The organism is Streptomyces sp. NPDC015532 (assembly GCF_043078065.1).
Classification (GTDB): Bacteria; Actinomycetota; Actinomycetes; order Streptomycetales; family Streptomycetaceae; genus Streptomyces.
This window is the reverse complement of the sequence record NZ_JBIBSY010000014.1, coordinates 213,652-234,476: the sequence shown is the minus strand read 5'-3', so window position 1 is coordinate 234,476 and position 20,825 is coordinate 213,652. Positions and strand designations below refer to the sequence as shown.

The following is a 20,825-nucleotide window of genomic DNA, read 5'->3' as shown; positions in this document are numbered from 1 at the left end:
CCTCACATCCGGAAGACGCCGAAGCCACCGCGCGCGCCCTCGAAGGGCGCCGTGTGGATCGCGGACAGGCACAGGCCGAGGACGGTGCGGGTGTCGCGCGGGTCGATGACCCCGTCGTCGTACAGCCGCCCGGACAGGAACATCGGCAGCGACTCGGACTCGATCTGCTGCTCCACCATGGCGCGCAGCGCCGCGTCGGCGTCGTCGTCGTACGGGTGCCCCTTCGCGGCGGCCGACTGCCGGGCGACGATCGACAGGACGCCCGCGAGCTGCTGCGGTCCCATCACCGCCGACTTGGCGCTCGGCCAGGCGAAGAGGAACCGCGGGTCGTAGGCGCGACCGCACATCCCGTAGTGCCCGGCTCCGTAGGAGGCGCCCATGAGCACCGACAGATGCGGGACCCGCGAGTTGCTCACCGCGTTGATCATCATCGCGCCGTGCTTGATGATGCCGCCCTGCTCGTACTCCCTGCCGACCATGTAGCCGGTGGTGTTGTGCAGGAAGAGCAGCGGGATGTCGCGCTGGTTGGCGAGCTGGATGAACTGGGCGGCCTTCTGGGACTCGGCGCTGAACAGCACACCCTGGGCGTTGGCGAGGACGCCGACGGGATAGCCGTGCAGGCTCGCCCAACCGGTGGTCAGGCTCGTCCCGTACAGCGGCTTGAACTCGTCGAAGTCCGAGCCGTCGACGATCCGGGCGATCACCTCGCGCGGGTCGAACGGGTGCTTCAGATCCCCCGGGACGATCCCCAGCAGCTCGTCCCCGTCGTACTTGGGGGGCTCGGCGACGGCCGGATCGCCGTACGCCTTGCGGTGGTTCAGCCGGGCGACGACCCTGCGGGCCTGGCGGAGCGCGTCCCGCTCGTCGACGGCGAAGTAGTCCGCGAGGCCCGACACGCGGGCGTGCATCTCCGCGCCGCCCAGCGACTCGTCGTCGCTCTCCTCGCCCGTGGCCATCTTCACCAGCGGCGGCCCGCCGAGAAAGACCTTCGCCTTCTCCTTGACCATGATCACGTGGTCGGACATGCCGGGGACGTACGCGCCTCCGGCCGTCGAGTTCCCGAAGACCACCGCCACCGTGGGGATCCCGGCCGCCGAGAGCCGGGTGAGATCACGGAAGATCGCGCCCCCGGGGATGAAGATCTCCTTCTGCGAGGGCAGGTCCGCGCCGCCCGACTCGACCAGGCTGATGCAGGGCAGCCGGTTCGCGAGGGCGATGTCGTTGGCCCGCAGCGCCTTCTTCAGGCTCCAGGGATTGCTGGCGCCGCCGCGCACGGTCGGGTCGTTGGCGGTGATCAGGCACTCGACGCCCTCGACCACCCCGATGCCGGTGACCAGGGAGGCGCCGACGGCGTAGTCGCTGCCCCAGGCGGCCAGCGGGGACAGCTCCAGGAACGGGGTGTCCGGGTCGAGCAGCAGCTCGATGCGCTCGCGGGCGAGCAGCTTGCCGCGCTTGCGGTGCCGCTCGACGTACTTCTCCCCGCCGCCCGCGAGGGCCTTGGCGTGCTCGGTGCCGAGATCGGCGAGCTTGCCGAGCATGGCCTCGCGGTTCGCCCGGTAGTCCGGGCCGCCCACGTCCAGGGCGGACGAAAGGACCGTCATAGCAGGACCTCCGGGATATCCAGGTGACGGGAGCGGAGCCATTCGCCGAGGGCCTTGGCCTGGGGGTCGAAACGGGCCTGGGAGGCGACGCCTTCGCCGAGGATCCCCTCGACCACGAAGTTGACGGCGCGCAGCTCGGGCAGGACGTGCCGGACGACCTTCAGCGGGCGGCTCTCCGGGATCAGCTCCCGGAAGCGGTCGGCCGTCAGCTCGTGGGCGAGCCAGCGCCAGGCCTCGTCGGTGCGGACCCAGACGCCGACGTTGGCGTTGCCGCCCTTGTCGCCGCTGCGGGCACCGGCGACGAGGCCGAGAGGGGCGCGGCGGGTGGGCCCGGCCGGCAGGGGTTCAGGGAGGGGCGGTACGGGTGCGTCGTCGAGGACGAGGGTGTCCTGGGCCGGGATCACCGAGAGGCGGCTCCCGTCGTGGAGGACGGCCACATGGTCGACGGCGTCCTGGGGGACGTACACATCCTCGAAGACCCCATAGGGCGCGCCCTTCCCGGGTGGCGCCACCACATGGAATCCGGGGTAACTGGCGAGCGCCAGCTCGATGGCGGCCCCGCTCAGCGCGCGCCCCACGATGCCCTGGTCGGGGTCGCGGACGACGAGCCGCAGCAGGGCGCTCGCCGTCTCCTCGGTGTCCGCGTCGGGCCGGTCGGTGCGCACCAGCTCCCACCGCACGTCCGCGGGCGGCGACTTGGCGAGCGCGTCACTCATCTGCTCGCGCACCAGCGCGGCCTTGGCCTCGATGCCGAGTCCGGTCAGGACGAAGGTCACCTCGTTGCGGAAGCCGCCGAGCCTGTTGAGGCCGACCTTGAGGGTGGGGGGCGGGGCCTCGCCGCGCACGCCCTCGATCCGCACCCGGTCCGGGCCGTCCTGGCCGAGCCGTACGGTGTCCAGGCGGGCGGTGACGTCGGGTCCCGCGTACCGGGCGCCCCCCGTCTCGTACAGCAGCTGCGCGGTGACCGTGCCGACGTCCACGAACCCGCCGGTGCCGGGGTGCTTGGTGATGACGCAGCTACCGTCCTCGTGGATCTCCGCGAGCGGGAAGCCGGGGCGGCGTACGTCACCGTCGCCGAAGAAGGCGTAGTTGCCGCCGGTCGCCTGGGTTCCGCACTCCAGCACGTGCCCGGCGACCACGGCGCCGGCGAGCCGGTCGTGGTCGCCGGGCCGCCAGCCGAAGTGGGCGGCGGCGGGCCCGGTGACCAGAGCCGCGTCGGTCACCCGGCCGGTGACCACGATGTCCGCGCCCGCCCGCAGGCACTCCGCGATGCCGAAGCCGCCGAGGTAGGCGTGGGCGGCGAGGCTGCCCGGGTACAGCGCGGTGAGGTCGTCGCCCTCGACGTGGGCGACGCGCACCGGGATGCCGAGCCGGCCGGCCAGCGTCCGCACCGCGTCGGCGAGCCCGGCCGGGTTGAGGCCGCCGGCGTTCGTCACGATCTTCACGGACCGCTCGTGCGCCAGGCCGAGACAGTCCTCCAGCTGGCGCAGGAAGGTACGGGCGTATCCCGCGGCGGGGTCCTTCAGCCGGTCCCGGCCCAGGATCAGCATGGTCAGCTCGGCGAGGTAGTCGCCGGTCAGGACGTCCAGTTCGCCGCCGGCGAGCATCTCGCGCAGGGCGTCGAAGCGGTCGCCGTAGAAGCCGGAGGCGTTGCCGATGCGCAGCGTCACTCCGCGTCCCCCTTCGGCGGGCGTCCGTCGCCGGGCGGGCCCGCGAAGGCCTGGGCGATGTCGAGCCAGCGGTCGGCGTCGGGGCCCTCGGCGCGTACGGCGACGTCGCCGCGGTGCGCCCGCTGGGTGACCAGCAGACAGAAGTCGAGGGCGGTGCCGGTGACGCGCTGGGAGGCGTCCTCGGGGCCGTAGGCCCAGGTGTCGCCGGAGGGGGCGAGGATCTCCACCCGGAACTCCTCGGCGGGCGCGGCGAGCCCCCGCGCGGCGAAGGCGAAGTCCCGGGTGCGGACCCCGATGCGGACCACATGCCTGAGCCGGTCGGTGGGGGGACGGACCACACCCAGGGCGTCGGCGACGTCCTGGCCGTGGGCCCAGGTCTCCATGAGCCGGCCGGTGGCCATGGAGGCACCGGACATGGGCGGGCCGTACCAGGGGAAGCGGGTGCCCGGCACGGACGCCCGCAGCGCCCGGTCCAGCGCGGCGCGCCCGGTGCGCCACCGGGCCAGCAGTTCGGCGGACGGGAGCCTGGCCCCCTCCTCGGCGCCCTCGTCCACGAACGTCGCGGGTGCCGCGAGCGCCTTCTCGACGAGGCCGTGGAAGGCGCCGGCGTCCGTGACGGAGAGGAGGGCGGAGTGATCGGTCCAGGCGAGGTGGGCGATCTGATGGGCGACGGTCCAGCCGGCGGCGGGCGTCGGGAGGGCCCACCGCTCCGGGCTCAACCCGGCGACGAGCCGGTCGAGTTCGTCGCTTTCGTCACGCAGATCGTCGAACACGGGCGTCGGATCGGACATGGGGGGAGCATGTCAGCACCCCCAGAAACAATCAAGCATGCTTGCATCAATTTCTTCCGCCCGGGTGGACCGTCCGGGCAGGCCGCCCCGAGCGGTCAGGGCGCGTCGACGGGGACCACTGCCTTCCCCCTCCCCACCTGGGTCCGCACGGCGCCCATGCTCGCGCCGATGACCAGGGCGATCGCCGCCGCCTGGGTGGTGGACAGGGACTGGTCGAGGATCAGGAAGCCCGCTGTCGCGGCGATGGCGGGCTCCAGACTCATGAGGACCGCGAAGGTGGAGGCGGGCAGGCGGCGCAGGGCGAGGAGTTCGAGGGTGTAGGGGAGGACCGAGGACAGGACCGCCACCGCGGAGCCCAGGGCCACCGTGGTCGGGTCCAGCAGCCGGGTGCCGGACGAGACGATCCCGAGCGGCAGGAACAGCAGCGCCGCCACCGCCATGGCCAGGGCCAGGCCGTCGGCCTGCGGGAACCGGCGGCCCGTACGGGCGCTGAAGACGATGTACGCCGCCCACATCGCACCCGCCCCGAGCGCGAAGGCCGCGCCCACCGGGTCCAGGTCCCCGAATCCTCCGCCGCCCAGCAGGAAGACCCCGCACAGGGCCAGGCCCGCCCAGACCGCGTTGACCGCGCGGCGGGAGGCGAGCACCGAGAGGGCGAGGGGGCCGAGCACCTCCAGGGTGACGGCGGCGCCGAGGGGGATGCGGGCGACCGACTCGTAGAAGAGGCCGTTCATCGCGCCCATGGCGATGCCGAAGACGGCGACGGTCCCCCAGTCGGTGCGCGAGTGGCCGCGCAGCCGGGGGCGGCAGACCACGAGAAGGATCACCGCGGCGGCGAGCAGGCGCAGGGTCACCACACCGAGTGCTCCGGCCCTCGGCATGAGGGTCACCGCGAGGGCTCCGCCGAACTGGACCGAGATCCCTCCGGCCAGCACCAGCCCGACGGGCCCGAGGGAACCGAGACGGCCGGGAGCCCCGCCCGAGGACACGGGGGCGTGCTCCGTCCCGGAGACGGGCGCGGGCGACGAGGTGGTGGCGCTGGAGGTGCTCACGGGCGGTCCTGGAGGCTGGCTCGGTCAGGTGTTCATCACGATGTACTGCCGAGTCCAGGGTAATAGACTTCGTCAGGAGTGTGAACTGCTTATGTAACTGTCCTGGATACCGAGACCGGACCCACCCCTGGGTGCCGGGACCCGGACCGGGACGCCCCGCCTAGCCGACGGTCCGGCCGGCGACGGGCCGGCCGAAGGCGGGCCGGCCGAAGGCGGGCCGTCCGGCCGCGGGCCGTTCAGCGACGGGCCATGTAGACGTCCAGTGCCTTGTGCAGCAGCCGGTTGATGGGGAGGTCCCACTCCCCGAGGTACTCCGCGGCCTCGCCGCCCGCACCCGCCTTGAAGCGCAGCAGGCCCACGAGGTGGTCGCTCTCGTCGAGGGTGTCGGTGATCCCGCGGAAGTCGTAGACGGCCGCGCCCAGCGCGTGGGCGTCGGTCATCATGCGCCACTGGATGGCGTTGTTGGGCTGGACCTCGCGCTTGCGGCCGGTGGAGGCCCCGTAGGAGTACCAGACATGGCTGCCGACGGTCAGCATGGTGGCCGCGGCGAGGACGTCGCCCTCGTGGCGGGCGAGGTAGAGCCGCATGCGGTCGGGGTCCTCGGCCGTCAGCGAGGTCCACATCCGCTGGAAGTAGGGCAGCGGGCGCGGGATGAAACGGTCGCGTTCCGCCGTCTCCGCGTAGAGCTCGTAGAACGCGGGCAGGTCGTCGTAGCCGCCCCGGACCACCTGGACGCCGGCCTTGTCGGCCTTCTTGATGTTGCGCCGCCACTGCTGGTTGAGGCCCCGGTGGATCTCCTCCAGCGACCGTCCGGCGAAGGGGACCTGGAAGACGTAGCGCGGCTGTCCCGCCGCGAAGCCGTCCTCGCCGCCCGGCTCGGTCCGCTGCCAGCCCATCGCCCGCAGCCGCTCGGCGATCTCGGCGGCGCCCGGTTCGTCCGCGGTGGCCGTCACCTCGCCGAGGCGCCGTGCCGCCGGGTCGGCGATGGCCGTCTTGACCGTGTCGGCGCTCCAGCGGCGCGCCACCACGGGCGGGCCCATCTTCACGGTGAACGCCCCGCGTGACTTCAGATGCGCCACCATCGGCCGGAGCCAGCGTTCGGCGAGGTCCGGGTCGTGCCAGTCGATGACGGGGCCCTCGGGCAGGTACGCGAGATACCGCTTGATCTTCGGCAGCGGGCGCAGCAGCACGAGGCCGGCCCCCTGGAGGCGGCCGTCCGTGTCGAACCAGCCGAGACTCTCCGCACGCCAGTCCGGCTTCACGTCCCCCCAGGACGGCACCTGCATATGGCTGGCCGAGGGCCGCGAGCGGACGAACGCCAGGTGCTCGTCGCGGGTGATCGCCTGCAGGCGGAGAGTCATGCGCGTCGCTCCTCGAAGGTCTTCGGCCGGTGAAAGCCCAGCGTACTTACGCGGTGGGCGCGGACCCGTCGTCCCGCGGGCCGTTCTCCAGCGCCTCGGCCAGGACCTCCGCCAGGTGGCGGCCCCGGCGGCCGGAGAGCTGGGCCAGCTGGGTGCGGCAGGAGAAGCCGTCGGCGAGGATCACCGCGCTGTCGTCGGCCGCCCGTACCGCCGGGAGCAGCTGTTCCTCCGCGCAGGCCCGCGACACCTCCTCGTGGCCCCTCTCGAAGCCGAAGTTGCCCGCGAGTCCGCAGCAGCCGCCCGCGAGGGTGCCGGTCAGGCCGGCCGCGTCGCGCAGCCGGCGTTCGGCCGCGTCGCCGAGGACCGCGTGCTGATGGCAGTGCGTCTGGCCGGCCGCCGGGCGGTCCAGGCGCGGTGGCGTCCAGCCCGGCGCGTGCCGCTCCAGCGCCTCCGCGAAGGTCACCACCGCCGCCGCCAGTCGCGCCGCGCGCGGGTCGCCCGGCAGCAGGTCGGGCAGGTCGGTGCGCAGGGCCGCGGCGCAGCTCGGCTCCAGCACGACGACCGGGAGGCCGTCCATGGCGAGGTAGGGCTCGACGAGGTCGAGGGTGCGTCGCAGGACGGCGCGGGCGCGGTCGAGCTGGCCGGTCGAGACGTACGTCAGCCCGCAGCAGACGCGATGGCGGCGGCGCGGGAGCAGGGTGCCGAGGCGCAGCGGGCCCCTGGTGACGCCGTCGCCGACGGGCCCGTGCCTCCACACCGTCCTCGGCGGCAGCAGGACGGCCAGTCCGGCGGCCTCCAGGACCCGCACGGCGGCACGTCCGACGGAGGGTTCCAGGTGCTCGGTGAAGGTGTCCGGCCACAGGAGGACCGTCGTGCGGCCGAAGCCCGGGAACAGCTCGTCCACGGGCCGCCCGCCCCCGCGCCTCTCCCCGCCCGGTCCGCCCGGTCCGCCCGGAGTGCCCTGCCCGCCCCGGCGCCGTTCGCGCTCGCCCGCCCGTGCCCGGTCCCGGAACCGGGCCGACCACCACCGGCTGAACGTCTCCGGCGCCAGCCGCGGGATCTCCCGTCCGGGTGCGACACCGGCAAGGCGCTTGGCGGCGGCGGCCAAGGGGCGCAGGGACGCGAGGGAGTTGACGAGCCGGGCCGAGCGGGTGCGGGTCACGGCCGCGAGCCAGAAGGGGAGCCGCCCCAGGGCGTAGTGCGCGGCGGGACGGCGGCGGCCCGCGTAGTGGTGGTGGAGGAACTCCGCCTTGTACGTGGCCATGTCGACGCCGACCGGGCAGTCGGACCTGCATCCCTTGCACGACAGGCACAGGTCCAGCGCGTCCCGGACCTCCGTCGAGCGCCACCCGTCGGTGACGATCTCCCCGGCGAGCATCTCGTGCAGCAGCCTGGCCCGCCCGCGCGTGGAGTGCGCCTCCTCGCCGGTCGCCCGGAAGGAGGGGCACATGACCTCGGCGCCGCCCGGGACCGACGCCGTACGGCACTTGGCGACACCCACGCAGCGGCGCACCGCCGCCGAGAAGTCGCCGCCGTCCGCCGGATAGCCGAACTCCACGTCCACCGGGCGCTTCGGCAGCACCGCGAACCGCAGGTTCTGATCCAGCCGGTGCGGGCGCACGAGCATGCCGGGGTTGAGCAGCCCCCGCGGGTCCCAGAGGTCCTTCGCCCGTTCGAAGAGGCGGACCATCTCCGCTCCGTACATCGCGGGCAGCAGTTCCGCGCGGGCCTGTCCGTCGCCGTGCTCCCCGGACAGCGAGCCCCCGTGCGAGACGACGAGGTTGGCGGCGTCCTCCGAGAAGCGCCGGAAGCGGGTGACGCCCGCCGCGGAGATCAGGTCGAAGTCGATCCGGACGTGGACGCAGCCGTCGCCGAAGTGGCCGTACGGGGTGCCGTGCAGCCCGTGGGCGGCGAGCAGGGCCCGGAAGTCCCGCAGATACGCGCCGAGGCGGGCGGGCGGCACCGCGCAGTCCTCCCAGCCGGGCCAGGCCTCCTTGCCGAGCCCGCGGCCCGCGCCGGGCGGGGAGCCGTCCCCGGCGTACGGCATCCGGGTCGCCGTGCCGCTCGCGTCCTCCCGCAGCCGCCACAGCGCCCGCTGCCCCGCCGGGTCGGTGACAACCAGGGCGTCCCCGGTGTCCGCGGCCCGCACGATCGTGTCCGCACGCGCGCGTGCCTCCGCCGGCGTTCCGCCGCCCGTCTCCACGAACAGCCAGGCCCCGCCGCGCGGCAGCCCCGCGTCCGCGGGCACGAGATCGGCGGCCATCCCCTCCACGGTCAGCGGCCCGTACCGGAGCAGGCCGGCCGCGGCGTCCGCGGCGGCGCTCTCGTCGGGGTAGGCCAGGACGGCCAGCGCCCGTGCCCGGGGTGCCTCGACCAGGCGGACGACCGCCTCGGTGAGCAGGCCCCAGGTGCCCTCGGAGCCGCAGAAGGCGCGGGCCACGTCGGCGCCGCGTTCGGGCAGGAGCGCGTCCAGGGCGTACCCGGAGATCCGCCGCGGCAAATCGGGGAAGCCGGTCCGCAGCAGCGCCAACTCGCTCTCGACCAGGGCCCTCAGGCCGTCCGGGGCGCCCTGCCAGTCCCGGCCGAGGCGGCGGGTGTCCCCGGCCGCGCCGACGACCGAGAGCTCCCGCACGTTGTCCGCCGTGGTGCCCCAGGCGACCGAGTGGGAGCCGCAGGAGTTGTTGCCGATCATCCCGCCGAGGGTGCAGCGGCTGTGCGTGGAGGGGTCGGGGCCGAAGCGCAGTCCGTGCGGGGCGGCGGCCTCCTGGAGACGGTCCAGGACGGCACCGGGCTGGACGACGGCCGTACGGGCCTCCGGGTCCAGCGCGAGGACCCGGTTCATGTGGCGGGTGAAGTCCAGGACGACGCCGGTGCCCGTGGCCTGTCCGGCGATCGAGGTGCCGCCGCCGCGCGCCACGACCGGCACCGCGTGGGCGCGGCACACGGCGAGCGCGGCGGCCACGTCCTCGGCGTCCCGCGGGGCCACCACGCCGAGCGGTACGCGCCGGTAGTTGGAGGCGTCCATGGTGGCCAGCGCCCGCGCCGTCGGGTCGAAGGAGACCTCGCCGCGCACGGCCCCCGCCAGCTCGGACCGGAGCCGTCCGGCCGGCCCGTCCGGCTGCCCCTCCGGCCGTCCGTCCGGCTGCCCCTCCGACCGCCCCGCGGGCCGTCCGTTCGGTCGTCCGTTCGGCCGTCCACCCAGATCCGTCATGTCTCCAGGATGCCGCCGGGCACCGGCGGCGGCCCTGCGGCCGGGCACCCGAAAGGCACCGAAATGCGGGGGCGATCATGAAACCGCTTCCCGAAGCCTCCCAATCGGATCACGAACTCTCATATAGTGACCGCGAGTTGAGCATCGAGTGTCGCTTCTCGCCCAGGACCGACCGAGGACACGACCGAGGACACGTTCTCCCCCCAGGAACACGACCGAGGACCGATTGATGACCCCGCCCCTGCCCTCCGGCGAACGACCCACCCCCCGCACGACGGCGAAAGCCGCGCTGGCCGCCGCCGTCCCGGCCGCGGCCGCGGTGGTGGCCGCCGTCCTGCTCGCCCCCGAACCGGCCCGCGTAGCCCTCGCCTGGGGCACCGGCACCGCCGCGGTGCTGCTGTGCGCCGCCGTCGCCGTGGCCGCCCACGCCGCGCAGAGCAGGCGACTCGCCCTGCGCCGCCTCGACAGCGTGACGAAGGACGCCGGCCGGCTCCTTCAGGAACGCGCCCGGCTGGCGGAGGAGTTCGGCCAGGACCGGGCCAGGCTCGCCGACGAGGCCGCCCGCGAACGCGCCCGCGCGGCCGAGAGCGCGGCCCAGGAACGGGTCCGCCTGACCGAGACGGCCGCCCGCGAACACGCCCGGCTCACCGAGGAGTTCGCCAGGGAGCGGGAACTGCTCACCGGCGACCGCGCCCGGCTCACCGAACGCAACGCCGAACTCTCCGAGCGGGTCAGACAGGCCGTCGCCGACCGCGCCGCCGCGATCTCGGCGATCGCCAACGCGGCCGGACGCATGCAGGCGCTGTCCACCGGCATGCTGGCCGACCTGCGCGCGATGGAGGAGAGGCACTCCGACGAGGACGTCCTCACGGACCTGCTCCACCTCGACCACCGCACCGCGCAGGCGGGCCGCCTCGCCGACTCCGTCGCCGTCCTCGCGGGCGCGCGCTCGGGGCGCCGCTGGGCCCGCCCGATCGTCATGGAGTCGATCCTGCGCGGCGCCATGGGCCGTATCGGCGGCTACCAGCGGGTGCGCGTCCACTCCGCCAGCGAGGTCGCGGTCGCCGGACACGCCGCCGAGGGCGTCATGCACGCGATCGCCGAACTCCTCGACAACGCCGCCAACTTCTCGCCGCCCACCGCCGAAGTGCACGTGTACGTCGAGGAGGTCCCCGCCGGTGTCATCGTCTCCGTCGAGGACAGCGGCCTGGTGATGGGAGACGTCCAGCTGCGCCGCGCCGAACGCGCCGTCACCGGCGTCGTCGGACCCCGGTCCGGGCTCGGCGGCCTCACCGGCACCCGCCTCGGCCTCTCGGTGGTCGGCCGGCTCGCCCGCAAGCACGGTCTGAAGGTGTCCTTCCGGCCCTCCGCCCGCGGCGGCACCGGCGTCCTGGTCCTGATACCGCAGGACATCCTCACCCAGCCCAGCCTCCACCTCTCCGCGGCCCCGCTGCCCGCCGAGCCCGTCGCCTCCGCCCCGGCCGCCGTCGAGGGCCACACCTCCGCGCCGAGGCCCCGAGATGACCAGGAACCGTCGGAGTCCCGGCGGTCCCCGGATCACCAGGAATCCGCGGCGTCCCCCGTGTCTCCGGCGTCTCCCGTTTCGTACGCCGCCGCCCGCGCGGCCCGCGACCTCGACCCGGAGCCCGTCCCGACCCACGACTCGCCCCGGCACGAGCAGGGCCTCCCGTCCACCGGCGGCCTGCCCAAGCGCCGCCGCGGACGCACCCTCGCCCACGCCGAGCGCAGCCGCTCACACGTCACACCCCCGGCCGCCCCCGAACCCCGTACCGGCGACGACCCGAAGACCCGGTCCGCCGCCCGCTTCGGCACCTTCCGCCAGGCGGTGCGCGGCACGGCACCGGGCGCCCCCGGACCCGTGCCGGCCGACGATCCGCCCCGGGCCGAAGCACCGGCACGGCCCGAGGACCACGCGACCGCGTCCACCAGTTCCCCCAACCCGATCCCCACCACCCCCACCGCGCTCCCGGAAGGCGACACCACCCCATGACCGGCACCATCACCGCCGACGAGAAGCTCACCTGGCTCATCGAGGGCCTCCTTGAGCGCACCCCGGGCGCACGGCACGCGCTTGTGCTCTCCCGCGACGGACTGAAGCTGTGCCGCACTCCGGAGCTGTCGGTCGACCAGGCCGACCAGCTCGCCGCCATCGCCGCCGGCATCCAGTCGCTGTCCCACGGCGCCTCCGTGGAGTTCGGCGACGGCAGCGGGGGCGTGCGCTCGGCGATGGCCGAGTTCTACGGAGGAGTGCTGTTCATCGTGGAGGCGGGCGACGGAGCGCACCTCGCCGTCGTCACCGCCGAGGACGCCGACGCCGGACTGGTGGGACACAACATGAGCGAACTCGTGGAACAACTCGGGGAGCACCTGACCTCGCCGCCCCGGTCGTCATGAGCCGTCCTGGCAGGGACGACGCGCCCGACCGGCTGTACACCCTCACCGGAGGGCGCACCCGGTCCGGCCCCGACACCCCCTTCGACCTCGTGACACTGGTGGTCGCCGAGTGCGACCCGGTGGTGGGCATGCAGTCCGAGCACGCCGCGATCCTGCGGATGTGCGAGCGGCCGACGGCCGTCGTGGAGATCGCGGCGGAGCTGAGACTGCCGGTGTCGATCACCCGCGTCCTGCTCTCCGACCTGCTCTCCACGGGCCGTGTCAGCGCCCGTCACCCGCACACCACTGTTCCCTCCGGTCTTCCCGATCCCGACATCCTGGAGCAGGTGCTCGTTGGACTCCGTAACCTCTGACGCTCGTGCGCCCCTGTCCGCGTCCGCCGACAACGGCCTCAAGATCGTGATCGTGGGCGGCTTCGGTGTCGGCAAGACGACGCTCGTCCGCTCGGTCAGCGAGATCCGTCCCCTCAACACCGAGGAGACGATGACGCAGGCCGGCGAGAACGTCGACGACATCAGCGAGGTGCGCGGCAAGTCCGCGACCACCGTCGCCTTCGACTTCGGACGCATCACGCTGGACACGCACAACATCCTGTACCTGTTCGGCGCACCCGGGCAGGAGCGGTTCTGGTTCCTGTGGGACCGGCTGTTCTCCGGAACGCTCGGGGCGATCGTCCTGGTCGACACCCGCCGCATCGACGAATCCTGGTACGCCATCGACCGGCTGGAGCACCACGGCACACCCTTCATCGTGGCCTGCAACGACTTCGGCGGGCCCCCGCACACCCCCGCGCAGATCCGCGAGGCCCTCGACCTCGACCCGGACGTACCGCTGCTCGACTGCGACGCCCGCTCCCGGGAGTCCAGCAAGCAGGTGCTGATCACGCTGGTGGAACACCTCCAGTCCCGCTACGCCCGTCACGGCGCCGCAGCCGCGGAAGGCGCCCTTCACTCACCGGAGCCCGCGCTGTGACCCCCGCTTCCGTAACCGCGCCCGTCCCCCTCGGCGGGCCGCGGTTCCAGACCGAACCCGCCGAGCTGTACCGGGAGATGCGGCGCGACCACGGATCCGTCGTGCCGGTCGTCCTCGACGGCGACATCCCCGCCTGGCTCGTGCTCGGCTACCGCGAACTGCACCAGGTCACCGGTGATCCCCAGCTGTTCAGCCGGGACTCGGAGCTGTGGAGCCAGTGGGACCGTGTCCCCGACGACTGGCCGCTGCTGCCGATGATCGGCCGCAAACAGCCCTCCATCCTGTACACCGTCGGCGAGCGCCACCGCGAGCGCGCCGCGATGATCAGCGACGCCCTCGAAGCCGTCGACCCCTCCGAACTGCGCTCCCAGGCAGAGAAGTTCGCCGACGAGCTGATCGACGCGATCTGCCCCAAGGGCGAGACGGACCTCATCGGCGACTACGCGGCCCTGCTGCCCGTACGGGTCCTCGCGACGCTCTACGGCTTCGCGGACGAGCAGGGTCCCGGCCTGGTCACGGCCCTGAACGACATGATCAACGGGCGTGCGGGCGCGCTGGCCGGACAGCAGCATCTGGCGTCCTCCATGGCCCAGTTGATCGCCGACCGCAAGGAAGCGCCCGCCGCCGACGTCGTGTCCCGGATGCTCGCGAACACCGCGGGCTTCGACGACATGGAGATCGTCCAGGACCTCATGGTCATGATGGCCGCCGGCCACCAGCCGACGGCCGACTGGATCGGCAACTCGCTGCGCCTGATGCTCACCGACGAACGGTTCGCCGCCTCCCTGTTCGGCGGCCGGCACAGCGTCGCCGAGGCCATGAACGAGGTCCTGTGGGAGGACACCCCCACCCAGAACGTGGCCGGGCGCTGGGCCTCCCGCAACACCCAGCTCGGCGGCCGCCGCATCCGGGCCGGCGACCTGCTGCTGCTCGGCCTCCAGGGCGCCAACTCCGACCCCCAGGTCCGCACCGACAGTTCCGCCCTCACCGGCGGCAACAACGCCCACTTCTCCTTCGGCCACGGGGAGCACCGCTGCCCGTTCCCGGCACAGGAGGTCGCCGAGGTCATCGCGCGGACCGGCATCGAGATCGTCCTGGACCGGCTCCCGGACATCGACCTGGCGGTACCCGCCGACTCGCTGACCCGGCGCCCCTCCCCGTGGCTGCGGGGGCTGAACGAACTGCCCGTACGTTTCACACCCGTACCCGTCCTCTGAGACCCCGTTGCCACCCGGCCGGCGCACCCGCCCGGCCGGGGCCCGGGGCTGTCCCCATGCCCCGGGGAAAACGCGTCACCCCCACCCAGCCCTTGGAGGCACCCCCGCATGACCACCGGTACCGAAGAGACCCGCATAGTCCTGGACCCCTTCGTCACCGACCTCGACGGCGAGAGCGCCGCGCTGCGCGCAGCGGGGCCGCTCGCCGCCGTCGAACTGCCCGGCGGTGTGCCGGTGTGGGCGGTCACCCACCACGCCGAGGCGCGCGCCCTGCTCACGGACCCCCGTCTGGTGAAGGACATCAACGTCTGGGGCGCCTGGCAGCGCGGCGAGATCGCCCCCGACTGGCCGCTGATCGGACTCGCCAACCCCGGCCGCTCCATGCTCACCGTGGACGGCGCGGACCACCGGCGGATGCGCACCCTGGTGGCGCAGGCGCTGACCCCCCGCCGGGTGGAGCAGATGCGGGAGCGGATCGCGAAGCTGACGGAGAGTCTGCTCGACAACCTCACCGGGGACGTCGTCGACCTGAAGGCCGACTTCGCCTACCCCCTGCCCATGTACGTGATCGCCGACCTCATGGGCATCGAGGAGTCCCGGCTGCCGCGTCTGAAGGAGCTCTTCGAGAAGTTCTTCTCGACGCAGACCCCGCCCGCCGAGGTCATCGCGACCCTCACCGAGCTGGCCGGGATCATGGCGGAGACGGTGGCGGCCAAGCGCGCCGAGCCGGGCGACGACCTGACGAGCGCGCTGATCCTGGCCTCCGAGGACGGCGACCACCTCACCGACGCCGAGATCGTCTCCACCCTCCAGCTGATGGTCGCGGCCGGCCACGAGACGACCATCTCCCTCATCGTCAACGCGGTCGTCAACCTGTCCGCCCACCCCGACCAGCGCGCCCTCGTGCTGTCCGGCGAGGCCGACTGGTCCGCGGTCGTCGAGGAGACCCTGCGCCACTCCACCCCGACCTCCCACGTCCTCATCCGCTTCGCCACGGAGGACGTCCCGGTCGGCGACAAGGTGATCCCGGCAGGCGACGCGCTCATCGTGTCCTACGGCGCGATCGGCCGCGACGAGAACGCCCACGGACCCACCGCGGGCGAGTTCGACGTCAGCCGCACCGGCAAGAACCGGCACATCTCCTTCGGCCACGGACCCCACGTCTGCCCCGGCGCGGCCCTGTCCCGCCTGGAGGCGGGCGTCGCCCTGCCCGCCCTGTACGAGCGCTTCCCCGCCCTGGACCTGGCCGTCCCGGTGTCGGAGCTCCGCAACAAGCCGGTGGTGACGCAGAACGACCTGTTCGAGCTGCCCGTCAAGCTCACCGCCGGATAGCCGGACCCCATGAGCCGCCGGCCCGGGGGGGGGGCCCCCCCCCGCCCCCCCCCCCCCCCCGCCCGCCCCCCCCCCCCCCCCCCCCCCCCCCCCCCCCCCCCGGGGGGGGGGGGGCCGGGGCCCCCCCGCGCCCCCCCCCCCCCCCCCGCCCGCGGCCGTCAACACGCCCCGTCTCAGCCGACGGACGACGTTTCACCGAGGTTTCCCGCACCGGCTAGGCTCCTGGCGTGGCTGATATCCAGATCCCCGCTGACCTCAAGCCCGCCGACGGACGATTCGGCGCCGGCCCCTCCAAGGTGCGGACGGAGGCCCTGGACGCGCTCGCCGCGACCGGCGGCTCCCTGCTCGGCACATCCCACCGCCAGGCCCCGGTCAAGAACCTGGTCGGCAAGGTACGCGAGGGCGTGCGCGAGCTGTTCTCCCTGCCCGACGGATACGAGGTCGTCCTCGGCAACGGCGGCTCCACCGCGTTCTGGGACGTCGCGACGCACGGCCTGATCGAGAACAAGTCGCAGCACCTCACGTTCGGCGAGTTCTCCTCCAAGTTCGCGAAGGCGGCCAAGCTGGCCCCGTGGCTCGCCGAGCCGACCGTGGTCTCCTCCGACCCGGGCACGCACCCCGAGCCGGTCGCCGAGGCGGGCGTCGACGTCTACGCCTTCACCCACAACGAGACCTCGACCGGTGTCGCCGCCCCGGTCAAGCGGGTCGCGGGCGCCGACGAGGGCTCCCTGGTCCTGGTGGACGCCACCTCCGGCGCCGGCGGCCTGCCCGTCGACATCGCCGAGACCGACGTCTACTACTTCGCCCCGCAGAAGTCCTTCGCCTCCGACGGCGGACTGTGGATCGGCGTGTTCTCCCCGGCCGCGATCGAGCGCGCCGAGCGCATCCACGCCTCGGGCCGCCACGTCCCGGAGTTCTTCTCGCTGCCCACGGCGATCGACAACTCGCGCAAGAACCAGACGTACAACACCCCGGCGCTGGCCACGATCTTCCTGCTCAACGAGCAGATCGAGTGGATCAACGGCCAGGGCGGCCTCGCCTGGTCGGCCGCCCGGACCAAGGACTCCTCGACCCGCCTGTACCGCTGGGCCGAGGACAGCAAGTACGCCACCCCGTTCGTGACGGACGCGGCCAAGCGCTCGCAGGTCATCGGCACGATCGACTTCGCCGAGGAGATCGACGCCGCCGCGGTCGCCAAGGTCCTGCGCGCCAACGGCATCGTCGACACCGAGCCCTACCGCAAGCTCGGCCGCAACCAGCTGCGCGTCGCCATGTTCCCGGCGATCGACCCGGCGGACGTCGAGGCGCTGACGCACTGCATCGACTACGTGATCGAGAAGCTGTAACCGTCCCGGCCTCGAAGGGGCGTCCGGCGCGCGAGCGTGCCGGACGCCCCTTCGCCGTGTGTACCGGGGCCCTGGCCGCCGTCCGTCGCGTACGGCCCTCGGCCGCCGTCCGTCGCGTACGGGCCCGCGGCCGCCGTCCGTCGTGACGCGGGCCGAGGCCGTGGTCAGCGGCGGCGCAGCCGCTTGAAGCCGAACACCACGGCGAACAGGGCCGCGACCGCGATGGCGCCGATCTTCACCTGACCGCTCGTTCCGTCGCCGCTGGCGCCCCCGTCCGCGGAACCGCCGTCCTTGGAGGGCGAGTTGGAGCCGGACCCCGCGGCACCCGGCGCGTCCTCGGGCTCCACGCCACTGTCCGCGCCCTCACTGCCGTACAGGAGCGTCGATCCGTCGGGGGTGTAGGTGATCGACTCACCCTGGCCCTGGAGGGGCACGTTCAGGCGCTCCAGGCGCTTGATCCGCCCGCCGTTCCAGGAGTAGGCGATGCCGCCGAAATAGCCACGCACGGCGAGCTGCCGGCCGTCGGGCGAGAAGGCGCCGTCGGTGACCCAGAGGTCGATGGTGGCGACGGGCTTGAAGACGTTGGTGGCGGAGGCGGAGAGCTCGGCGGGGCCCTCGTACAGGTGGCCGCCGTCCTCGTCCTTGTCGGCGATGTAGACGCGCCCCGTCTTGGGGTGCACCATCAGCGCCTCCGCGTTGCGGGGACCGTCCGCGTACTTCACGACGTACTGGGTGGCGCGGATCGTCTGATCCTTGAGGACCTTCGGCTCGGGGAGCTTGTAGATCCACACGTGGTCCCACGAGCCGCCGAGGTTGTCGCCGATGTCACCGACGTACAGGTCGCCGTCGGGGCCGAGGGAGATCGCCTCCACGTCCCGGGGAGCGCCGACCCCGCTCATGGTGACCGTGGCGACGGTCCGGCCCGTCCTGCTGTCGACCGCGTAGAGGTAGGGCCCGTCGTCACTGTCGTTGTGGGTCCAGTAGACGCCCGGGTGGGCGCGTGAGGCGGCGAGGCCGCTGGACTCCTTGATCCGGGGATCCTTGATGGTGAATCCGCCGTCCCCTCCGTCGGCGAGGGCGGGCGCCGCCAGGGCGAGGACGAGGGCCGCTCCGGCAAGGGTTCCGGCGGCGGCTCCGGACACGAACGAGTGCGATCGGCGCATGGCCCAAGCCTGCCATCCCACCGGCCTGTTCATGTGACCGGCGCCCGCCGGGACCCGTACCGCCCGGACCTCGCGCCCCGCCCGGCCCCCTGTACCGCGCCGGACCGCCCGCGGGCGTGTCCAGCTTCACACCGTGGCGGCCCGTGGCGCCCGGACCGATCGTTCATGATGATCGGATGCTCAGGTTCATGCCCGTCGGCGACTCCATGACGATCGGTAGCGCGGGCGAACACACGTGGCGTTACCGGATGTGGCAGCACCTGCGGGCGACGTACGGGGGCCCGTTCAAGATCGTCGGCCCGCGCGAGGCGCTCTACGACAAGGCCACGGGCTCCCCCGACTCGCACGAGTACGCGGACCCCGAATTCCCCCGCGCCCACCTGGCCGGCTGGGGCGAGGGCTGGCTGCACATGGCCCCGATGATCCGCGAGACGGTCCGCGCGCAGCGCGCCGACGTCCTGCTGGTCTCGCTCGGCCTCATCGACCTCGGCTTCTACACCAACGCCGCGCAGACCGCCGACAACGTCCGCGTCTTCGTCGAGGAGGCCCGCGCCGCGAACCCGCGCGTCCGCATGGTCCTGCTCCCGGTGATACCGAACGTCCGCGCCGAGTCCGACGCCCCCTTCGCCACCGAGGTGGCCGCCTTCAACGAGCTCCTCGCCAAGGCGGTCGCCGACCTCGACGAACCACGCTCCCCGCTGCTGCTCGCGTCCCCGCCCGCCTCGTACGACATCACCTTCGACACGTACGACGGCACCCATCCGAACGCGAGCGGCGAACACAAGATCGCGGAGGGTTTCGCGGAGGCGATGCACCAGGCCTGGGACCTGGGCGAGCCGTACACGGCCGCGCCGGCCTGACCACACCCCGGGGCGCCGTCGGCCGACCGGCCCCGCTCTTGCCTAGAGCGCACTCCACGCCGTTGGCTTGTGGTCCATGAAGTACACACAGCTCGGACGCACGGGGCTCAAGGTCAGCCGGCTCGTCCTCGGCACGATGAACTTCGGACCGCAGACGGACGAGGCCGACAGCCACGCCATCATGGACGCGGCGCTGGACGCCGGAATCAATTACTTCGACACGGCGAACGTGTACGGCTGGGGCGAGAACAAGGGCCGTACGGAATCGATCATCGGCAACTGGTTCGCCCAGGGCGGCGACCGCCGCGACCGGACGGTCCTCGCCACCAAGGTGTACGGGAACATGGGCGCCGAGGGCGACCCGTGGCCCAACCACGACAAGCTCTCCGCCCTCAACATCCGGCGCGCGGTCGAGGCCAGCCTGAAGCGGCTCCAGACCGACTACATCGACGTCTACCAGTTCCACCACGTCGACCGGTCCACCCCCTTCGAGGAGATCTGGCAGGCGGTCGACGTCCTGGTACGGCAGGGGAAGATCCTCTACGTGGGATCCAGCAACTTCCCCGGCTACAAGATCGCCCAGGCCAACGAGATCGCCGCCCGCCGCGGCGGGACCATCGGCCTGGTCAGCGAGCAGTGCCTCTACAACCTCGCCGAGCGCCGCGCCGAGATGGAGGTCATCCCGGCCGCCGAGGAGTACGGACTCGGCGTCATCCCCTGGTCGCCGCTGCACGGCGGACTGCTGGGCGGTGTGATCAAGAAGGAGGTCGAGGGCGGCCGCCGGGCGAGCGGCAGGTCCGCCGACGCCCTCGCCAACACGGCCGTACGCGCCCAGATCCAGTCGTACGAGGATCTGCTGGAGAAGCACGGTCTGGAGCCCGGAGAGGCCGCGCTGGCCTGGCTGCTGACCCGTCCCGGTGTCACCGGCCCCATCGTGGGTCCGCGCACCGCGGAGCAGCTCGAATCGGCGCTGCGCGCGGTGGAGCTTGAGCTGTCGGAGGAGGTCCTGGAGGGGCTCGACGAGATCTTCCCCGGCCCGGGCCCGTCCCCCGAGGCGTTCGCCTGGTAGGAGGAGCGCCCAGCGGTGGCGGTCGCTACCTGACCGCCGCCGCCATGGCCACGACGAAGAACATCAGCACGAGCACGCCGGCCATGATCCGGTTACGGGTCTTCGGGTTCACGCCAACGAGGTTAACGGGCCGCCGGACCGGTCCCGTCGCCCGCCCCCAGCGGGAAACCGGCCACCGTTTCGTATCGGGGCTGCTCACCGGGCACTCCCGACGTCGGCAGGTTGCTGCGGACGAGACACAGCTCACTCACCGTCCAGGGCTTCCCGGCGAACGCGTCCAGCGCGGCGACGTACGGCTTGAAGTCCGCGGAGTCGCGGCTGCGGGCCACCGTCAGATGCGGCCGGTAGCGGCGGTGCTCCTCCATCTCGACGCCCGCCTTGCGGCCCGCCGCCTCCGCCCGGTCCGCCAGCAGCCGCATGGTCTGGATGTCCCCCGCCGCGCCCACCCACAGGGCACGCCCGCCGAAGTGCCCGCCGCCGCGCAGGGACAGCGGGAACGGGTCGGTGCGACGGGCGGCCCGCAGCAGCCGTTCGGCGAGGTCCGGGACGCGGTCGTCGGCGACCTCTCCGTAGAACGCGAGGGTGAAGTGCCAGCCGGGGCGGCCCGTCCAGCGCAAGGCGTCCGCACCCGGCGTCCGCTGCAACGCGTCCACCGCGGGGGCCAGTTCACGCACCGCGCCGGCCGGGGGCAGTACCGCGGCGAAGAGTCTCATGGGGCCAGCCTTCCAGGGAACGGCGATCAGCACACCGGAGTACGCGAGGCGG

Annotated in this window: 17 protein-coding genes; 9 read left to right on the top strand and 8 right to left on the bottom strand. The window is 73.2% G+C overall.

Annotated elements, in window-relative coordinates; translation table 11 throughout:
- Nucleotides 1-2: 2 nt before the first annotated feature.
- The 6 genes from ACF07B_RS33210 to ACF07B_RS33185 form a co-directional block, all read right to left on the bottom strand.
- Nucleotides 3-1,601 (bottom strand): acyl-CoA carboxylase subunit beta, encoded by a 1,599-nt coding sequence (locus ACF07B_RS33210; protein WP_392181676.1) that lies wholly within the window; start codon nucleotides 1,599-1,601, stop codon nucleotides 3-5.
- Nucleotides 1,598-3,271, bottom strand: a complete 1,674-nt coding sequence (locus tag ACF07B_RS33205) for an acyclic terpene utilization AtuA family protein (RefSeq protein ID WP_392181675.1) — start codon at nucleotides 3,269-3,271, stop codon at nucleotides 1,598-1,600. Before ACF07B_RS33205 ends, ACF07B_RS33210 begins: the two co-directional genes overlap by 4 nt.
- Complete coding sequence (locus ACF07B_RS33200; RefSeq protein WP_392181674.1) at nucleotides 3,268-4,062, bottom strand: TIGR03084 family metal-binding protein; 795 nt, start codon at nucleotides 4,060-4,062, stop codon at nucleotides 3,268-3,270. The genes ACF07B_RS33205 and ACF07B_RS33200 overlap by 4 nt, the downstream gene beginning before the upstream one ends.
- A gap of 95 nt (nucleotides 4,063-4,157) precedes the next feature.
- Nucleotides 4,158-5,114 carry a DMT family transporter gene (locus ACF07B_RS33195; RefSeq protein WP_384233651.1) on the bottom strand — a complete coding sequence of 319 codons (957 nt, stop codon included), beginning with the start codon at nucleotides 5,112-5,114 and terminating at the stop codon, nucleotides 4,158-4,160.
- 236 nt (nucleotides 5,115-5,350) lie between these two features.
- A complete protein-coding gene (locus ACF07B_RS33190) occupies nucleotides 5,351-6,475 on the bottom strand; it encodes a lipid II:glycine glycyltransferase FemX (RefSeq protein WP_369482982.1) in 1,125 nt (374 codons plus the stop codon).
- 46 nt (nucleotides 6,476-6,521) lie between these two features.
- Entirely contained in the window at nucleotides 6,522-9,686 is a 3,165-nt protein-coding gene (locus tag ACF07B_RS33185) for an FAD-binding and (Fe-S)-binding domain-containing protein (protein ID WP_392181673.1), read from the bottom strand.
- A gap of 229 nt (nucleotides 9,687-9,915) precedes the next feature.
- Here ACF07B_RS33185 and ACF07B_RS33180 point away from each other — a divergent pair, with 229 nt between their 5' ends.
- From ACF07B_RS33180 to serC, 7 genes are all read left to right on the top strand, one after another.
- Entirely contained in the window at nucleotides 9,916-11,697 is a 1,782-nt protein-coding gene (locus tag ACF07B_RS33180) for an ATP-binding protein (RefSeq protein ID WP_392181672.1), read from the top strand.
- A complete protein-coding gene (locus ACF07B_RS33175; protein ID WP_261701833.1) occupies nucleotides 11,694-12,101 on the top strand; it encodes a roadblock/LC7 domain-containing protein in 408 nt (135 codons plus the stop codon). The genes ACF07B_RS33180 and ACF07B_RS33175 overlap by 4 nt, the downstream gene beginning before the upstream one ends.
- On the top strand, nucleotides 12,098-12,454 hold the full coding sequence (locus tag ACF07B_RS33170; RefSeq protein WP_384241464.1) for a DUF742 domain-containing protein: 357 nt from the start codon (nucleotides 12,098-12,100) through the stop codon (nucleotides 12,452-12,454). Before ACF07B_RS33175 ends, ACF07B_RS33170 begins: the two co-directional genes overlap by 4 nt.
- Complete coding sequence (locus tag ACF07B_RS33165) at nucleotides 12,435-13,073, top strand: ATP/GTP-binding protein (protein WP_392181671.1); 639 nt, start codon at nucleotides 12,435-12,437, stop codon at nucleotides 13,071-13,073. Before ACF07B_RS33170 ends, ACF07B_RS33165 begins: the two co-directional genes overlap by 20 nt.
- The gene (locus tag ACF07B_RS33160) at nucleotides 13,070-14,290 is read left to right on the top strand and encodes a cytochrome P450 (RefSeq protein ID WP_392181670.1); all 1,221 of its coding nucleotides are present in this window, start codon (nucleotides 13,070-13,072) and stop codon (nucleotides 14,288-14,290) included. The genes ACF07B_RS33165 and ACF07B_RS33160 overlap by 4 nt, the downstream gene beginning before the upstream one ends.
- A 108-nt stretch (nucleotides 14,291-14,398) precedes the next feature.
- Nucleotides 14,399-15,622, top strand: a complete 1,224-nt coding sequence (locus ACF07B_RS33155) for a cytochrome P450 (RefSeq protein ID WP_362392916.1) — start codon at nucleotides 14,399-14,401, stop codon at nucleotides 15,620-15,622.
- Nucleotides 15,623-15,849: 227 nt separating this feature from the next.
- Nucleotides 15,850-16,968, top strand: coding sequence for a phosphoserine transaminase (gene serC, locus ACF07B_RS33150; RefSeq protein WP_369482978.1), 1,119 nt, complete (start codon nucleotides 15,850-15,852; stop codon nucleotides 16,966-16,968).
- Nucleotides 16,969-17,132: 164 nt separating this feature from the next.
- Here serC and ACF07B_RS33145 read toward each other — a convergent pair whose 3' ends face one another.
- Nucleotides 17,133-18,131 carry a WD40 repeat domain-containing protein gene (locus tag ACF07B_RS33145; RefSeq protein ID WP_392181669.1) on the bottom strand — a complete coding sequence of 333 codons (999 nt, stop codon included), beginning with the start codon at nucleotides 18,129-18,131 and terminating at the stop codon, nucleotides 17,133-17,135.
- Between the two features lie 176 nt (nucleotides 18,132-18,307).
- Between ACF07B_RS33145 and ACF07B_RS33140 the strand changes: the two genes are divergently transcribed.
- Together ACF07B_RS33140 and ACF07B_RS33135 are read left to right on the top strand one after the other, a co-directional pair.
- Complete coding sequence (locus tag ACF07B_RS33140) at nucleotides 18,308-18,991, top strand: SGNH/GDSL hydrolase family protein (protein WP_392181668.1); 684 nt, start codon at nucleotides 18,308-18,310, stop codon at nucleotides 18,989-18,991.
- A 76-nt stretch (nucleotides 18,992-19,067) separates the two neighbouring features.
- Entirely contained in the window at nucleotides 19,068-20,060 is a 993-nt protein-coding gene (locus ACF07B_RS33135; protein ID WP_369486143.1) for an aldo/keto reductase, read from the top strand.
- Between the two features lie 122 nt (nucleotides 20,061-20,182).
- On the opposite strand, the gene thpR is transcribed toward ACF07B_RS33135, so the two are convergent.
- Complete coding sequence (gene thpR / locus ACF07B_RS33130; protein WP_369486141.1) at nucleotides 20,183-20,773, bottom strand: RNA 2',3'-cyclic phosphodiesterase; 591 nt, start codon at nucleotides 20,771-20,773, stop codon at nucleotides 20,183-20,185.
- Nucleotides 20,774-20,825: the final 52 nt, after the last annotated feature.

Bases quoted from the DNA above. Each gene is read 5' to 3' on its own strand.
- ACF07B_RS33170 (WP_384241464.1), top strand. From the start codon at position 12,098: ATGAGCCGTCCTGGCAGGGACGACGCGCCCGACCGGCTGTACACCCTC.
- ACF07B_RS33180 (WP_392181672.1), top strand. From the start codon at position 9,916: ATGACCCCGCCCCTGCCCTCCGGCGAACGACCCACCCCCCGCACGACG.
- ACF07B_RS33210 (WP_392181676.1), bottom strand. From the start codon at position 1,601: ATGACGGTCCTTTCGTCCGCCCTGGACGTGGGCGGCCCGGACTACCGG.
- ACF07B_RS33185 (WP_392181673.1), bottom strand. From the start codon at position 9,686: ATGACGGATCTGGGTGGACGGCCGAACGGACGACCGAACGGACGGCCC.
- ACF07B_RS33190 (WP_369482982.1), bottom strand. From the start codon at position 6,475: ATGACTCTCCGCCTGCAGGCGATCACCCGCGACGAGCACCTGGCGTTC.
- ACF07B_RS33200 (WP_392181674.1), bottom strand. From the start codon at position 4,062: ATGTCCGATCCGACGCCCGTGTTCGACGATCTGCGTGACGAAAGCGAC.
- thpR (WP_369486141.1), bottom strand. From the start codon at position 20,773: ATGAGACTCTTCGCCGCGGTACTGCCCCCGGCCGGCGCGGTGCGTGAA.
- ACF07B_RS33175 (WP_261701833.1), top strand. From the start codon at position 11,694: ATGACCGGCACCATCACCGCCGACGAGAAGCTCACCTGGCTCATCGAG.
- ACF07B_RS33140 (WP_392181668.1), top strand. From the start codon at position 18,308: ATGCTCAGGTTCATGCCCGTCGGCGACTCCATGACGATCGGTAGCGCG.
- ACF07B_RS33135 (WP_369486143.1), top strand. From the start codon at position 19,068: ATGAAGTACACACAGCTCGGACGCACGGGGCTCAAGGTCAGCCGGCTC.
- ACF07B_RS33145 (WP_392181669.1), bottom strand. From the start codon at position 18,131: ATGCGCCGATCGCACTCGTTCGTGTCCGGAGCCGCCGCCGGAACCCTT.
- ACF07B_RS33155 (WP_362392916.1), top strand. From the start codon at position 14,399: ATGACCACCGGTACCGAAGAGACCCGCATAGTCCTGGACCCCTTCGTC.